The sequence below is a fragment of the Janthinobacterium sp. Bl 1 genome, from assembly GCF_058215535.1.
In genome coordinates, this window is sequence record NZ_CM177086.1 from 5060312 (window position 1) to 5076140 (window position 15829).

Annotated in this window: 10 protein-coding genes; 7 read left to right on the forward strand and 3 right to left on the reverse strand. The window is 64.1% G+C overall.

Translation table 11 applies throughout. The annotated features are described in order from the left end of the window. Positions 1–95: 95 nt before the first annotated feature. Complete coding sequence (locus AC4BCN_RS22815) at positions 96–566, reverse strand: cyanophycin metabolism-associated DUF1854 family protein (RefSeq protein ID WP_139091544.1); 471 nt, start codon at positions 564–566, stop codon at positions 96–98. A gap of 2 nt (positions 567–568) precedes the next feature. Continuing rightward, on the reverse strand, positions 569–2839 hold the full coding sequence (locus AC4BCN_RS22820) for a cyanophycin metabolism-associated ABC transporter (RefSeq protein ID WP_080698525.1): 2271 nt from the start codon (positions 2837–2839) through the stop codon (positions 569–571). A gap of 467 nt (positions 2840–3306) precedes the next feature. On the opposite strand from AC4BCN_RS22820, the gene AC4BCN_RS22825 reads away from it, so the two are divergent. Further along, on the forward strand, positions 3307–5484 hold the full coding sequence (locus AC4BCN_RS22825; RefSeq protein WP_490491809.1) for a cyanophycin synthetase: 2178 nt from the start codon (positions 3307–3309) through the stop codon (positions 5482–5484). A gap of 81 nt (positions 5485–5565) precedes the next feature. Further along, positions 5566–8136, forward strand: a complete 2571-nt coding sequence (cphA, locus tag AC4BCN_RS22830) for a cyanophycin synthetase (RefSeq protein ID WP_490491810.1) — start codon at positions 5566–5568, stop codon at positions 8134–8136. A 58-nt stretch (positions 8137–8194) separates the two neighbouring features. On the opposite strand, the gene AC4BCN_RS22835 is transcribed toward cphA, so the two are convergent. Further along, positions 8195–8629: a hypothetical protein gene (locus AC4BCN_RS22835; RefSeq protein ID WP_490491811.1), complete on the reverse strand. Its 435-nt coding sequence runs from the start codon at positions 8627–8629 to the stop codon at positions 8195–8197. A 292-nt stretch (positions 8630–8921) separates the two neighbouring features. Here AC4BCN_RS22835 and AC4BCN_RS22840 point away from each other — a divergent pair, with 292 nt between their 5' ends. From AC4BCN_RS22840 to AC4BCN_RS22860, 5 genes are all read left to right on the forward strand, one after another. After that, complete coding sequence (locus tag AC4BCN_RS22840) at positions 8922–11582, forward strand: TonB-dependent receptor (RefSeq protein WP_490491812.1); 2661 nt, start codon at positions 8922–8924, stop codon at positions 11580–11582. A gap of 298 nt (positions 11583–11880) precedes the next feature. After that, a complete protein-coding gene (locus AC4BCN_RS22845; RefSeq protein ID WP_490491813.1) occupies positions 11881–12165 on the forward strand; it encodes a hypothetical protein in 285 nt (94 codons plus the stop codon). Positions 12166–12209: 44 nt separating this feature from the next. Further along, the gene (locus AC4BCN_RS22850) at positions 12210–13097 is read left to right on the forward strand and encodes a MurR/RpiR family transcriptional regulator (protein ID WP_490491814.1); all 888 of its coding nucleotides are present in this window, start codon (positions 12210–12212) and stop codon (positions 13095–13097) included. Between the two features lie 81 nt (positions 13098–13178). Further along, positions 13179–14501: an aspartate aminotransferase family protein gene (locus AC4BCN_RS22855; protein ID WP_490491815.1), complete on the forward strand. Its 1323-nt coding sequence runs from the start codon at positions 13179–13181 to the stop codon at positions 14499–14501. Between the two features lie 201 nt (positions 14502–14702). Further along, entirely contained in the window at positions 14703–15800 is a 1098-nt protein-coding gene (locus AC4BCN_RS22860) for a serine/threonine-protein kinase (protein WP_490491816.1), read from the forward strand. Positions 15801–15829 lie beyond the last annotated feature (29 nt).

The window sequence follows — 15829 nt, forward strand, 5'->3', positions numbered from 1 at the left end:
GCTACCCACGAAAGCCGCACTCCTGTGCGGCTTTTTCATGCCCGGCAGACGAAAAAAAACCGCTGCAGGCAGCGGTTTTCAGGCAAGTCCAACGCTTACAGGAAGCGATCCAAAATCTTGCGCGTCGTCTTGTCGATATTGAACATGTCGCGTATCAAAAAGTGGATGCCGTGGTTGTCGGCGATCAAGAGCGACGTGGCGCCGATGCGGCGGATGTCTTCCTCGCCTTTCAGCACGAACTGCGTCTCGCCCCGGTCCGTATCGACATACCAGGTGCAGGGCGTGGCAAAGCTGGAAACGCTTTTCACGCGCGCGATCTCGGGCATGAATTCGCGCCCTTCCAGCTCTTCCTGCAGCAGGCTGCGCGCCGGCTCAGGCAAGGCGTCGATGCGGTCGATCCACGCCACTTCCTTGCCATTGCCCAGCACCAGCGAAATGCCTTCGTCGGGCGACTGGATGGGGAAGGCGCGCACGGGCGCCACACCTTCAAAGACCTGGCCGTCCGCGTCCGTCATCACCAGCTTGCCGAAGGTGTCGCGGCTTAATGTAAAAGTTGTACTGGCCATGCTTATTCCTTGTCATCCAGGGCGAGTTCGTTGTTGCGCGCCTGTGCTTCGTAGAGGCGGAAATAGGCGCCCTCTTTCGCCATCAGTTCATCGTGACTGCCCACTTCGACGACCTGCCCACGGTCCAGCACCACCAGGCGGTCGGCCCGGTGCAAGGTCGACAGCCTGTGCGCGATGGCGATTGTCGTGCGGCCCTGCACCAGGTTGTCCAGCGCCTTTTGAATCTCTTTTTCCGTTTCCGAATCGACCGACGATGTCGCTTCATCCATGATCAGGATGCGCGGGTCGATCAGCAGGGCGCGGGCGATCGAGATGCGCTGGCGTTCGCCGCCGGACAATCCCTGGCCACGCTCGCCCACCATCGAATCGTAGCCTTGCGGCAGGCGCAGGATGAATTCGTGCGCATGCGCGGCGCGCGCGGCGGCGATGATGTCCTGGCGCGTCGCGTGCGGCTTGCCGTAGGCGATATTTTCCGCGATGGTGCCGAAGAACAGGAACGGCTCCTGCAGCACCAGGCCGATATTGCGGCGGTAGTCGGACACGGCAAACGAGCGGATGTCGACGCCGTCGAGCAGAATCGCGCCTTCCGAGACGTCGTAGAAACGGCAGATCAGGTTGACCAGGGTGCTCTTGCCCGAACCGCTGTGGCCCACGAGGCCGATCATCTCGCCCGCCTTGATGTTCAGGGTAATGCCGCGGTTGACGGCCCGGTTGCCATAGCGGAAACCGACTTCGCGCAAGTCGATGCGTCCTTCGATCTTGTCCAGTTTCACCGGTTGCGCCGGTTCCGGCACGCTGGACACGTGGTCGAGGATGTCGAAGATGCGCTTGGCGGCCGACGCCGATTTCTGCGTCACGGAGACGATGCGGCTCATCGAGTCGAGGCGGCCATAGAAACGCGTGCTGTAGGCGATGAAGGCGGTCAGCACGCCGACGGTGATTTCGCCGCGCGACAGTTGCCAGATGCCGAAGCACCAGATGACCAGCAAGCCCATCTCCGTCAGGAACGATACGGTGGGCGAGAACAGCGACCAGACCTTGTTCAATTTGTCGTTGACAGCCAGGTTGTGCGCGTTGGCGTCGCGGAAGCGGGCCGCTTCGCGTTTTTCCTGCGCAAACGCCTTCACCACGCGGATGCCGGGAATCGTATCGGCCAGCACGTTGGTCACTTCGCTCCACACGCGGTCGATCTTTTCAAAGCCCGTACGCAAGCGGTCGCGCACCAGGTGGATCATCCAGGCGATGAAGGGCAGCGGCGCCAGGGTCATGATGGCCAGCCATGGATTCATCGACCACAAAATGACGCCCGTCATGATGATCATCAGTACGTCGGAAGCGAAATCGAGCAAATGCAGTGACAGGAAGACACAGATGCGGTCGCTGCCGCTGCCGATACGCGCCATCAGGTCGCCCGTGCGCTTGCCGCCGAAAAATTCCAGTGACAGTTTCATCAGGTGTTCATACGTGGCCGAGCGCAAGTCGGCGCCCATGCGTTCGGACACCAGGGCCAGCACATAGGTCTTGCCCCAGCCCAGCAGCCAGGCCAGCAGGGCCGAACCGAGCAAGCCGCTCATGTAATACACGACCAGCCATGGGTCGATATGCTTGCCGTTCTGATACGGGATCAGCACATTGTCCATCAGCGGCGCCGTCAGATACGGTGGAATCATGTGCGCGGCCGTACTCAGCAGCATCAGCATGAAGCCCAGGGCCAGCTGGCCACGGTAGGGATGGGCGAAGCGCCACAGGCGGAACAGGGTCCAGGTCGATGGCGGCGTGTGCAGCACCTTGGCGCAGATCGGGCATTCTTCCTGCTCCGGCTCCAAAGGCGCCTTGCAGCTGGGGCAGACTTCCTGCTCCGCTTCCAGCACGGGCTGGCCCGTCAGGTGGCTGTCGAGGCGCTCGACGAACTGTTCCAGCACGCGGATCGCATGCAAGTTCTGGCCCAAAGTGAAGCGCCACGACGCCAGGCGGCCGTGGTCGTCGAACAATTCCAGGTGGCCGACGCCGGCGTGGTCATGGTGCGTCAGGCGCAATCCGTGGCGGAAAGACCAACTTTTCCAGGTGGTATCGCCCGGCGAACGGGCCAGCAAACGCTTCTCGGTGACAACTATTATGCCTTTTGTGAAACGTAATCGCGCATCGAGGTCAACCTCAACGCTACTTAAAACGTTCTCCCCTGGAGAAAGGTTGCTCTCCACTTCCGCCAGCCAGTGTTCCGGCAGCGATGTGAGGGGAATAGTTGTTGCAGGAACACTCAGTTCAGTTGTCATCGTAAAGCATACTCCGGCTCGAGGCCAAGCCCTTCAGGGCGGGATTTGGGGGATGGGGCAGACGCCCGATCAATGTTTGTGTACTGCGCGATGGCGAGGTGGATGCACCAGTGGCAATTTCCTGTATTGTATCGAATGGATGCCTGCCGGTAAGGAATGATGGCAAAACGGCGCAAAAAAATCAGCGTCCGTCGTACAGGAGCAAGTATACAACAGCCCGCTGTTGCGCAAATGCTCCAGCTTGGCCCAGAGTCGGTATCTTTATAACAAGTACGGCAACAATTAGTAACAATTAGAATGACAACACCAGCAGAATAAGGGCAGCAAACGCGACAAGAGGCCGCTAAAAGTGGCACACTGCGCATACCCGGGATAAAGAACCAAGCAAGAGCCTGAAAAGACTCTGTAGAGCCAACATAAAGTATCTGGCGCCCAGACGCCTGGCTTGTTATCAAGAAACCACTTACATGATCAAGAAGAAGAACATCGAATTTGCCCGCGTCACCCACTTGCGCGGCCCCAACATCTGGACTTACCGCCCGGTGATTGAAGCCTGGGTCGATATCGGCGAACTGGAAGACTATCCATCCAATACCCTGCCCGGCCTGTACGAGCGCCTGGTGGCGTGGCTGCCCGGCATGATCGAGCACCGCTGCGGCGTGGGCGAACGGGGCGGCTTTTTCGAGCGCCTGCGCGAAGGCACGTGGTCGGCCCACATCCTCGAGCACGTGGTGCTGGAACTGCAAAACCTGGCAGGCATGCGCACGGGCTTCGGCCAGACGCGCTCGACCAGCCAGCGCGGCGTCTACAAGATGGCCTTCCGCACGCGCGAAGAGCACGTGGGCCGCGCAGCTTTGGCCGCCGCGCGCGAACTGCTGATGGCCGCCATCAACGATGAAGCCTACGACCTGGAAGCGGCACTGGCGCCCCTGCGCGACATGGTCGACGCGCGCTGCCTGGGCCCGAGCACGGCCAGCATCGTCGATGCGGCCACCGAGCGCCGCATCCCTTCGCTGCGCCTGAACGACGGCAACCTGGTGCAGCTGGGCCACGGCGCCGCGCAGCGCCGCATCTGGACGGCAGAAACGGACCGCACCAGCGCGATCGCCGAAGGCATCGCCAGCGACAAGGATCTGACCAAATTCCTGCTCAAATCGTGCGGCGTGCGCGTCCCTGAAGGCAGCCTGGTGCGCAGCGCCGAGGCGGCCTGGGAAGAAGCGCAAGACATCGGCGTGCCCGTCGTCGTCAAGCCGTATGACGGCAACCATGGCCGCGGCGTGTCGCTGAACCTGATGACGGAAAGCGACGTGAAGGCCGCCTACGAGCTGGCCGCGCGCAAGGGCGACAGCTCGGCCGTGCTGGTGGAAAGCTTCATCACGGGCGACGAACACCGTCTGCTCGTCGTCGGCAACAAGCTGATCGCGGCCGCCAAGGGCGAATCGCTGTGGGTCGACGGCGACGGCGTCTCGACCGTGCTGGAACTGGTCAACACGCAGATCAATACCGACCCGCGCCGCGGCGAAGGCGAAGATTTCCCACTGGGTACCGTCAAGCCGCACGAGTCGGGCGAAATCGTGCTGGAACTGCAGCGCCAGGGCATGACCGCCATGTCCGTGCCGCAGGCGGGCCAGAAAGTGCTGATCCAGCCGAACGGCAACGTGGCCATCGACGTCACGGACGACGTGCATCCGTCCGTCGTGCATGCGGCCCTGCTGGCCGCGCGCGTGGTCGGCCTCGATATCGCCGGCATCGACCTGGTCACCACCGACATCACGCGTCCGCTGGAAGAGCAGCGCGGCGCCATCATCGAAGTCAATGCCAGCCCTGGCCTGCTGGCGCATATCAAGCCGGGCGTGGGCCAGCCCCGCCCTGTCGGCGCGGCCATCGTCGACCACCTGTTCGCGCCAGAGGAAACGGGCCGTATTCCGCTGATCGGGGTGACGGGCACGCGCGGCGCCAGCCTGATCGTGCGCATGCTGTGCAAGCTGCTCAACCTGTCCGGCCTGCACACGGGCGCCGTCTGCAGCGAAGGCATGTACCTGGACCAGCGCCGTGTCGTCAGCAGCGATTGCGTGAACTGGGACGCGGGCCAGCGTTTGCTGCTCAACCGCACCGTGCAGACGGCCCTGTTCGAGAGCAATCCGCGCATGATCCTGGCAGAAGGCCTGGCCTACGACAAATGCCAGATCGGCGTCGTCACGGACATGGGCAGCCTCGATAGCGTCAAGGATTTCGACGTGCTGGACGAAGCGGGCCTGTACAAGGCCGTGCGCAGCCAGGTCGACGTGGTGGTGCCGACGGGCGTGGCCGTGCTCAACGCCGCCAACGCGCACGTGCTGGAGCTGGCCGAACTGTGCGACGGCACGGTGACCCTGTATGCGCAGGATGGCGGCTTGCCAGCCATCGCGGCGCAACTGGCCGCCGGCCAGCGCGCCGTATTCGTGCGCGGCAACCACATCGTGCTGGCCGAAGGCGGCATCGAAACGGTGTTGCTGTGCCTGGACTTGCTGAAACCGGCCACGGCCGGCAATGTCGACAGCGTGCTGGCCGTCGCCGCCGCCGCCTGGGCCTTGAACCTGCCCGTCGATTTGATTTGCGCTGGCCTGCGCACCTTTGACGCGGCACCTGGCTGCATCGGCAACTAATCGGCAACTAAGGCAAAGCAGCACTCAAGCCCGGCCAGGACGGCCGGGCCCACAAGAACACAACAGGATTACGGTTTAATTATGGAAGTATCTCGCGTACGGGCCTTGCGTGGCCCTAACCTCTGGAGCCACGACACCGCCGTGGAAGCCATTGTTTCCTGCACCACGCAGGAACTCGACATCGCCCAGCTGCCCGGCTTCGAAGCCCGCCTGCGCGCCCTCTTCCCGCAACTGAGCCCGCTGCAACCGCTGGGCAACTACAACGCCGCGCCGATGGCGCAGGTGCTGGAACTGGCGGCGCTGGGCCTGCAGGCGCAAGCTGGCTGCCCCGTCACCTTCAGCCGCACCACGCCGACCCTGGAAACGGGCATCTTCCAGGTCGTCGTCGAATACTCGGAAGAAGCCGTCGGCCGCCTGGCGCTGGAACTGGCGCAGCAGTTGTGCCGCGCCGCGCTCGACGATGCGCCGTTCGACCTGGCCGGCGCCCTGCACCAGTTGCAGGAACTCGATGAAGACGTGCGCCTTGGTCCATCGACGGGCGCCATCGTCAACGCGGCCGTGGCCCGCAACATCCCGTTCCGCCGCCTGACCGAAGGCAGCCTCGTGACGTTCGGCTGGGGCAGCAAGCAGCGCAAGATCCAGGCCGCCGAAATGGACGGCACCAGCGCGATCGCCGAAGCCATCGCGCAAGACAAGGAACTGACGAAAAAACTGCTCGATTCGGCTGGCGTGCCCGTGCCGCAAGGCCGCGTCGCCGTCGATGCGGACGATGCCTGGGCCGCCGCCTGCGAGATCGGCCTGCCCGTCGTCGTGAAACCGAAGGATGGCAACCAAGGCAAGGGCGTCACCGTCAACGTCACCACGCGCGAACAGCTGACGGCCGGCTTCCTCGCGGCGCAGGAATTCCGCGACGATATCCTCGTCGAACGCTATCTGCCCGGCCACGATTTCCGCTTGCTCGTCATCGGCAACAAGATGGTGGCGGCGGCCCGCCGCGACCCGCCGCAAGTGGTGGGCGACGGCCAGCACACGGTGCGCGAACTGGTCGACCAGGTCAACCTGGACCCGCGCCGCGGCAGCGGCCACGCCACCTCGCTGACGAAGATCCGCTTCGACGACATCGCCCTGGCCAGCCTGGCCAAGCAGGGCTATGTGGCCGACTCCGTGCCGCCGGTCGGCCAGCGCGTCATCCTGCGCAATAACGCCAACCTGTCGACGGGCGGCTCGGCCACCGACGTCACCGTCGACGTGCACCCGGAAGTGGCGGCGCGCGCCGTCGCGGCCGCGCACATGGTGGGCCTCGATATCTGCGGCGTGGACGTGGTTTCCGACAGCATTCTGAAACCGCTGGAAGAGCAGAACGCGGGCATCGTCGAAGTGAACGCCGCGCCGGGCCTGCGCATGCACCTGGCGCCGTCGTTCGGCAAGCCACGCCCCGTGGGTGAAGCCATCATCGCCGCCATGTTCGCCGAGGGTGACGATGGCCGCATTCCCGTCGTTGCCGTCACCGGCACCAACGGCAAGACCACCACCGTGCGCCTGATCGCCCACCTGCTGACGGCTTCCGGCCTGCGCACGGGCATGACCAACACGGATGGCGTGTACATCGAAGGACGCCAGATCGACAGCGGCGACTGCAGCGGCCCGCGCAGCGCGCGCAACGTGCTGCTGCACCCGGACGTCGACGCGGCCGTGTTCGAAACGGCGCGCGGCGGCATGCTGCGCGAAGGCCTGGCCTTCGACCGCTGCCAGGTCGCCGTCGTCACCAACATCGGCGCGGGCGACCACCTGGGCCTGAACTACATCACCACCGTGGAAGACCTCGCGGTCCTGAAGCGCGTGATCGTGCAGAACGTGGCCGACAGTGGCGTGGCCGTGTTGAACGCCACCGATCCGGCCGTGGCCCGCATGGCCAAGAATTGCAGCGGCACGGTGACCTTCTTCGCCGCCGACAAGACCCATCCTGTGATGGCCACGCACCGCGCGCAGGGCAACCGCGTCGTGTACGTGGAAGACGGCAAGCTGGTCGCGGCGCAAGGCAAGGAGCGCCACGAAATCGCCCTGTCGCAGGTACCGATCACGCGCAACGGCGCCATCGGCTTCCAGGTCGACAACGTCATGGCGTCGCTGGCCGCCGCCTGGGCCGTGGGCCTGGACTGGAAAACCATCGCGCTGGGCCTGAAAACCTTTGCCAATGAAGCCGACAATGCGCCGGGCCGCTTCAACGTGTTCGATTACAAGGGCGCCACCCTGATCGCCGACTACGGCCACAATCCGGACGCCATCCTGGCACTGGTGCAGGCCGTGGAAAGCATGCCGGCCAAGCGCCGCTCGGTGGTCATCAGCGGCGCCGGCGACCGCCGCGACGAAGACATCCGCCAGCAGACGGAAATCCTCGGCGCCGCCTTCGACGACGTGCTGCTGTACCAGGATCAATGCCAGCGCGGACGCGCCGACGGCGAAGTGGTGGCATTGCTGCGCCAGGGTTTGAACGGCGCCAAGCGCACCAGCCATATCGATGAAATCAACGGCGAATTCGTCGCCATCGACAAGGCCTTGGCGCGCCTCGGCGAAGGCGACCTGTGCCTGATCCTGATCGACCAGGTGGAAGAAGCGCTGGCGCACATCGCCAAGCGCGTGGCCGAAGCGTAAACGCAGCCTGAGGGCATATGAGGGCGGCCTGCGGGCCGCCCTTTTTCATCCCTGCGCCTCAGTCGGCGCCGGCTTTCCCGATCGTCTGCGCAGCCAGCGCGCCGGCCCGCATCTCGCTGGCAAACAGCGTCGCCGCATGCGCGATGGCGCGGGTGGCACGCGCGAGGAAATGCGTCCAGTGCTGCTGTTCGAGCAGCAGCATCTCGATGCAAAACCATACCTGACCGCGCTGCACATGGCCTTTCACCAGCTTGATGCGGCGGTTGACTTCATCGAGCGCGGCACGCACGCGCAGCAACTCTTCCGGCGTATCGATAGTCCACACATTCGGCAACAGCAGTTTCCCAAATTGCGCGTCATCGGCGTCAAAGCACAGGACATAGCCCATGCCTTCGAAACGGAAAACGATATCGCCATCGCTGTCGATCTGCGCCTGATATCCGTCCGCTTGCAAGTGCCGCAGCAACGGTTCGGTGATAGTGGATGCCAACATGGTGCTTCCTTTCATTGAGTGGGATGGCGACGCCCCATCTGGTGCCGCTGCATCGCTACCTCAACGCCGCCACCGGCAAAAAATACAAAACTATTTTCGCCACGTGTGAAGAACGGGCAAGGCCGGCACGTGCATGGATGCGGCAGGGATACCGGAATTGATATGGACATCGCAAAAGAAGTCATTTGTGGCGCAAAGTCATTCGCCCCTACCATGCTTCCTGAGCCAGTTCCAGCTCTGGCGGCAACTGCCGCAGCGTTCTCAACATAACTAAAATACAGGTGGAGACAAGATGATGCAATTGATGGCAACGGGCACCCGCACGCCCCGACAAAATACACGCTTGACCTTGAAGGCGACGGTAGCCGCCCTGGCCGGCGCAGGCCTGCTGAGCAGCGCCTCCGTCTGGGCGCAACAGGCGCCCGCCGTGGAAACGCCAGTGGCAGAAACGGTACCGGCAGCGGCGGCGGCCGACAATGGCGGCATCGCCGTCGTCGCCGTCACGGGCGTGCGCAGGGCGGCACAGAGCGCGCAGACGATCAAGAAAAACAGCGACCAGGTGGTCGACTCCATCGTCGCCGATGAAATCGGCAAATTCCCCGACAAGAACGTGGCTGAAATCCTCGGCCGCGTGACGGGCGTGCAGGTCCGCCGCGAAGGCGGCGAAGCCGGTACCGTCATCATCCGCGGCTTGCCTGGCGTGGTGACCCTGCTCAACGGCCGCGAAATGTTCACGTCCGTGGGCCGCAGCCTGTACCTGGCCGATATTCCGACGGCCATGCTGCAGCGCGTGGACGTGTACAAATCGCAGGGCGCCGACATGGTCGAAGGCGGCACGGCCGGCGTGATCGACGTACGCACCAACCGCCCGTTCGACTTCAAGGGTTTTACGGCATCGGGCAACGTGCGCGCCGAACACCGCGACAAGTCCGGCTCGACGGACCCGAACGTCAGCGGCATGGTCTCGAACCGCTGGAAGACCCAATACGGCGAATTCGGCGCCCTGCTCGGCCTGTCCTACCAGCGCGGCAGATACTATGACGAGACGATCTGGAACGCCGAACCCGTCAAGCGCCCGGAAGCGGGCAACATCACGGGTCCCGATTCCGTCGGCATGATCCCGACCGTGGGCGACCGCAAGCGCTACGCGGCCAACGCCGCCTTCCAGTGGCGCCCGAACTCGCAGGTGGAAGTGTATGCGGAAGGCATGTCAACCCTGATCAAGCACGCGTTCGACAGCCAGTTCTTCGTTGGTTCGCTGCCCTGGGGCCAGAACCCCGACATCACCCTGATCCCCGGCACCAATCAGGCGGCCACGGTGGGCAAGATCGACGGCCCATGGTCGCCGTTCACGCTGGGCTCGACCCAGGCGCGGCGCGACCGATCGATCGGTTCGCAAGGCGCCATCGGCGCGCGCTGGGACATCACGCCGCAGCTGCGCGCCACGACGGAACTGGCGCGCACGGTCAGCAACTTCGAGCGCGAATTTCCCATCCTCGACTTTCTCGCCCATCCGACCAGCATCATCGGCAGCACGAACGTGAACGGCGGCGCGCAGATCAGCTACCCCGGCTACAACATGCTCGATCCGAAGAACTACACCTTGCTCGGTTTCTACGACAATCACAGCCACGACGAAGGCAGCTCGACCGACTGGCGCGGCGACGTCACCTACGACATGGACAGCACGGGCTTCTTCCGCGAATTTTCGGGCGGCGTGCGCCTGGCCAAGCGCAAGGCCGAATCGATCCGCGAAAAAAATGGCCAGGGCGGGCTGACGTCGATCATGACTGCGGACGCGATTCCTGGCCTGGCCTGCGCCTCGCACGAGAACACGGGCAACTTCGGCCTGCAAAGCTGGCTCACGCCGTGCCGCGACTTCATGCTCAACAACACGGCCGCGCTGCGCCAGCTGTTTACGGGCAGCAGCGAACGCAGCCCCGACGATCCGATGACCCACTACAAGGATGTGGAAAAAACCAATGCCGTCTACGGCAAGGCGCGCATCGGCTTTGACCTGGCGCAGGTACCGGTCGACGGCACCTTGGGCGTGCGCGTGGTGCAGACCAAGCAGGATTTGCAAGGCAATTCCTCGCAAAACGGCATCGTCACGCCCGTGCGCGTCAAAACCTCGGACACGGACGTGCTGCCCAGCATGACCTTGAAAGCCATGCTGCGCCAGGACCTGATCGCCCGCATGACGGCCGGCAAGGCCGTGCAGCGCCCGAATTTTGCCGACTTCAACCCCGGCGTAAGCCTGGGCCAGAGCCTGGAGATGGTGCGCCCGACGGGCAGCGGCGGCAACCCCGACCTGAAACCCGTGGAAGGCAAGAACCTCGACGTGGCGCTGGAATGGTATTTCGCGCAGACGGGTTCCGTCACGGCCACCGTGTTCCGCCACAACTTCAAGAACTACATCCTGTCCGGTTCGGCCAAGGAAACGTATGGCGGCATCGAGTACGACATCACGCGTCCGCGCAACACCTCGAAAGGCCATCTGCAAGGCCTGGAAATGGCGTACCAGCAGTTCTACGACAAGCTGCCAGGCTGGATGAGCGGCCTGGGCCTGCAAGCGAACGCCACCTACATGACGGGCGAACTGGAAGAATTGAATGGCAGCGTGCACCCGTTCACGGGCATGTCGAAGTGGTCGGCCAATATCGTCGGCCTGTACGAACAGGGACCGTGGTCGGCGCGCCTGGCCTACAGCTGGCGCGACAAATACGTCGACGACTACAACTACCGCGGCAAGGGCATCCACCTGACCGTGGCGCCCACCAAGACCCTGGACGCATCGGTTTCGTACAAGCTCAACCCGAACACCACGGTGACCCTGGACGCGAACAACCTGCTCGACTCGACCTATCGCGACTACCACGACACGCCGGACTACGTGCGAGATGTGCGGCGCTACGACAAGGTCGTGGGTTTATCCGTACGCTGGAGCTTGTGATGGACCCTGACCAAACCGGCTGCGCGGCGCGCTTTGCGGCCGGCGATGCTCACGGCACGACAGTGCCGCTGCGCTTCTCGGCCACAAATCACTGCCGCTCGCGATGGTTTTGTCAGGCGTCGAAACGTCGTTGGAATACATGTCTTCTTCCTTGAGGAGTTTCAGCGCCAGCCGGCAACGGTTGGCGTTTTTTTTGCCTTGTGGAATCTATCCGACACAGGAATTGATTTAACGCAAAGTGGCGGTGCCGGGGCGCTTTTATGCTGGCAGTCTGACCATCGAACCCGGCGGGGACAGCATGCGCGATGCACGGCACGTCGACATACAGTTATTTCAACCCGACATCCCGGTGCGGCTCGACATGCGCACGGCGGCGCTGGTGGAGCATGCGCTGGCCTTGCAGGAAATGGCCGGCACGGGCGCCGCCGCCCTGTTTTTGCACTGCCACGACGTGCCGCTGCCTACCGCTCTGCGCGTGCTGACGACGGGACCGCACCGCAAACCGGCCGGGCCGCACCTGTTTGCCCGCCTGCGCCCGCGCACGGCCGCCCGGGCACACAGCGCGCCGCTACCGGCCCGCTGACGAATCCTGTACCATCGCCGCAACCTATTCAATGAGGCACGGCGATGCAGGCAGCGACACCCCACGATTCCTATGCGGCACTGATGGACCTGATCAAGGCGCGCCATGCGGAACTGAGCCCGCAATTCCAGGCCGGCGCCCGTTACCTGGCCGACCATCCTGACGAAGTAGCCGTGTCATCGATGCGCAGCATCGCCGCGCGCGCACAAGTGCAGTCGGCCGCCCTCGTGCGCCTGGCGCAGCAACTGGGCTTTGCCGGCTGGCCCGAACTGAAAGCCATCTTCGTCGAACGCCTGCGCGCGGGGCCGGCCGGCTACGCGGAAAAAGCCGGCGCGCTGGTGGGCAAGGAGGGCAATCTGGTCACCGAAGTTTTCACGGTGCAGCAGCGCAACCTGGCCGCCACGGAAAGCGCCAACCACGCCGCGCTGGACGGGGCCGCCGCTCTGCTGCAGGCGGCGCCCCGCGTGCACGTGGCCGGCTTTCGCGCCGCCCACCCGATCGCCTATACCCTGCATTATCTGTACCGGCTGCTGCGCCCCAGCGTTCAACTGCTGAGCGGCCAGGGCGGCACCCTGGAAATGGACTTGCGCGCCCTGCAGGCGGGCGAAGCCGTCGTCGTCGTCAGCTTCGCGCCGTATTCGAGCGAAACGCTGCTGGTGGCGCAGGCGGCGCGCATGGCCGGCTGCCACGTGGTCGCCATCAGCGACAGCGCCATGTCGCCGCTGGCCCTGCAGGCTGACGCCAGCATCGTCATCGCCGTCGACAGCCCTTCGTTCTTCCCTTCCATCGTGGCCGGCGTCGCGGCCGTGGAAAGCCTGGTGGAACTGCTGGTGGCGCGCGCCGGGCCCGATGCCGTCACTGCCATCGGCGCGGCGGAAAGCAAGCTACGGGCGCTGGGCGCCTACGCAAAAACATCAAATGATGTAAATTAAAAACAAATACATCAATCGTTGCAATGCGGCGCAACGCCTCCTATAATCGGCCATCCCACTTGCCGATAAGAAAGCGATGCCATGAGCCATGTCTTCCACCGCAGCTTGAGTACCAGCTATCCCGTCGCCGTGGGCGGCGATGGCCCCTACCTGATCGATGCCGATGGCAAGCGCTACCTGGACGCCTGCGGCGGCGCGGCCGTCTCCTGTCTCGGTCATTCGGATGCGGCAGTGATCGCCGCCGTGCAGCAGCAGATTGCCACGCTGGCGTACGCGCACAGCTCGTTTTTCACCAGCGAGCCGATGGAGCAGCTGGCAGATTTCCTCGTCGCCCGGGCACCAGCCGGCATCGACAGCGTGTATTTCGTCTCGGGCGGTTCGGAGGCGGTGGAAAGCGCGCTCAAGCTGGCGCGCCAGTATTTCGTGGAACGGGGCCAGCCGCAGCGCCGCCACGTCATCGCGCGCCGCCAGAGCTACCACGGCAATACGCTGGGCGCGCTGGCCACGGGCGGCAACGCCTGGCGCCGCCAGCAGTTCGAGCCGCTGCTGATAGGCGTGACCCACGTTTCCCCGTGCTACGCCTGGCGCGACCAGCAGGCGCATGAAACGGACGGCGACTACGTGGCGCGCCTGGGCCAGGAACTGGAAGACAATATCGCCGAGCTGGGCGCGGACAACGTCATGGCCTTCATCGCCGAACCCGTCGTCGGCGCCACGGCAGGCGCCCTGCCCGCCGTCGCCGGCTATTTTGCGCGCATGCGCGAGATCTGCCAGCGCCACGGCATCCTGCTGATCCTCGACGAAGTCATGTGCGGCATGGGGCGCACGGGCAGCCTGTTTGCCTGCGAACAGGAAGGCATCACGGCCGACCTGATCTGCATCGCCAAGGGCCTCGGTGCCGGCTACCAGCCCATCGGCGCCGTGATGGTATCGACAGACATCCGCGACACCGTCCGCGCCGGCACGGGCTTCTTCCAGCACGGCCACACGTATATCGGCCACGCCACGGCCTGCGCCGCCGCCCTGGCCGTGCAGCGGCAGATCGAGGAGCGCGATTTACTGGCCAACGTGCGCGCCATGGGCGGCTTGCTGCAAGAGCGCCTGCGCCAGCGTTTCGACGGCCACGCGCACGTGGGCGACATCCGCGGCCGCGGCCTGTTCCTGGGACTGGAACTGGTGCGGGACCGCCATACCAAACAGCCGTTCGACCCGGCCCGCCGCCTGCACGCGCGCATCAAGGCGCAAGCCATGCAAGCCGGACTGATGTGCTATCCCATGGGCGGCACCATCGACGGCCTGCACGGCGACCACATCCTGCTGGCGCCGCCCTACATCATCGACGCCAGCCACGTCGATGAGATCGTCGACAAGCTGGGCACGGCCATCGATGCCTGTGTGGCGTAACCGCGCATGCCTGCGGCAGAAATGCGCAAAGGCGACTGCCAGCAGTTTCTGTTCACTCCTTGCCAATATTAATTGACTTATTTTAAACAATCGTTTTAAATCAGGAAGTTACTCAAAATCAATCATCTTGGGCATTCAATCATCGCATTACCCCTTTTCGATGCTTGACGCCCGTGTTGATGCACTCTGAAGCCAAGGTATATGGAACTGCTCGACTCCCTGCGTCAGCCCCCACTGCAAGACGACACGATCAGCGGGCACTATGAAGTGCGCCGCTTGCTGGGCGAAGGCGGTTTCGGCCATGTATTCGAAGCTTGGGATGCCAAGCTGTGCCGTAGCGTGGCGCTGAAGCGCCTGAAACCGCAAGCCGACGTGCTGCATCCGGAAAAACTGATCAATGAAGCGCGCCTGGCCGCTTCGCTCAAGCATGCGGCCTTCGTGCGCATCTTCGCCATCGAGGGCCAGGGCACGGGCCAGTCCATCATCATGGAACTGGTCGAAGGCCAGACCCTGGGCCAGTTCATGCACAGCGGCAAGGCGGACCTGCAAACGGCGCTCGACGTCGCCTACCAGATCGCCGACGCGATGGACGAAGCGCACGCCATGGACCTCGTGCACGGCGACCTGAAACCGTCGAACCTGATGCTGGAAGCGGACGGTCAAGTGCGCATCCTCGATTTCGGCCTGGCCCGCCACATCGACCCGCAAGCCACGCAAACGACGACCCTGTGCGACTTGCAAGGCACGATCGCCTACATGGCGCCCGAGCGCCTGATGGGCCGCCTGCCCGACACGCGCGGCGACGTGTATGCCTTGGGCGCCATGCTGTACGAAATGCTGGCCGGCCAGCGCCACTTCGCCCACCTGAACGGCCTGGCCCTGGCCGCCGCCCACATGCAGGCGACGGAACCGTGGCCCGACCTGCCAGAATCCGTCCCGCCCGCCATCAACGCCCTCGTGCGCGCGATGACGGCGCACGACCCGGCCGAACGGCCACGCACCATGCGCGATGTGCGCGACGTCATACAGGCGCAGGCAAAACGACCGGTAACGGCAGATACGGTAGCCGATGCGCCAAGGTCAGCCAAGCCACCGACTTCGATTGCCATCCGCCTACAACTACCGCTCAAGCGCGCTCTGCTGGCGGCTGGCGCCATCCTTGTACTGGGCTTACGCATTTGGCAGGCCCCGAGCTTAATGTCCTGGCGTAGCACCAGCCAGGCACCTGCAGCGTACTCCGAAGTGGGATCCATGAAGGCTGGCATGGACGCCATGCGCACGTTTGACCAGGACAACTAGCAGAAACAGGCGGTCACGCATTTCTCGAC

Coding starts and splice junctions, on each gene's coding strand:
- AC4BCN_RS22855 (WP_490491815.1), top strand. CDS start 13,179: ATGAGCCATGTCTTCCACCGCAGCTTGAGTACCAGCTATCCCGTCGCC.
- AC4BCN_RS22840 (WP_490491812.1), top strand. CDS start 8,922: ATGATGCAATTGATGGCAACGGGCACCCGCACGCCCCGACAAAATACA.
- AC4BCN_RS22850 (WP_490491814.1), top strand. CDS start 12,210: ATGCAGGCAGCGACACCCCACGATTCCTATGCGGCACTGATGGACCTG.
- AC4BCN_RS22825 (WP_490491809.1), top strand. CDS start 3,307: ATGATCAAGAAGAAGAACATCGAATTTGCCCGCGTCACCCACTTGCGC.
- AC4BCN_RS22860 (WP_490491816.1), top strand. CDS start 14,703: ATGGAACTGCTCGACTCCCTGCGTCAGCCCCCACTGCAAGACGACACG.
- AC4BCN_RS22820 (WP_080698525.1), bottom strand. CDS start 2,839: ATGACAACTGAACTGAGTGTTCCTGCAACAACTATTCCCCTCACATCG.
- cphA (WP_490491810.1), top strand. CDS start 5,566: ATGGAAGTATCTCGCGTACGGGCCTTGCGTGGCCCTAACCTCTGGAGC.
- AC4BCN_RS22845 (WP_490491813.1), top strand. CDS start 11,881: ATGCGCGATGCACGGCACGTCGACATACAGTTATTTCAACCCGACATC.
- AC4BCN_RS22815 (WP_139091544.1), bottom strand. CDS start 566: ATGGCCAGTACAACTTTTACATTAAGCCGCGACACCTTCGGCAAGCTG.
- AC4BCN_RS22835 (WP_490491811.1), bottom strand. CDS start 8,629: ATGTTGGCATCCACTATCACCGAACCGTTGCTGCGGCACTTGCAAGCG.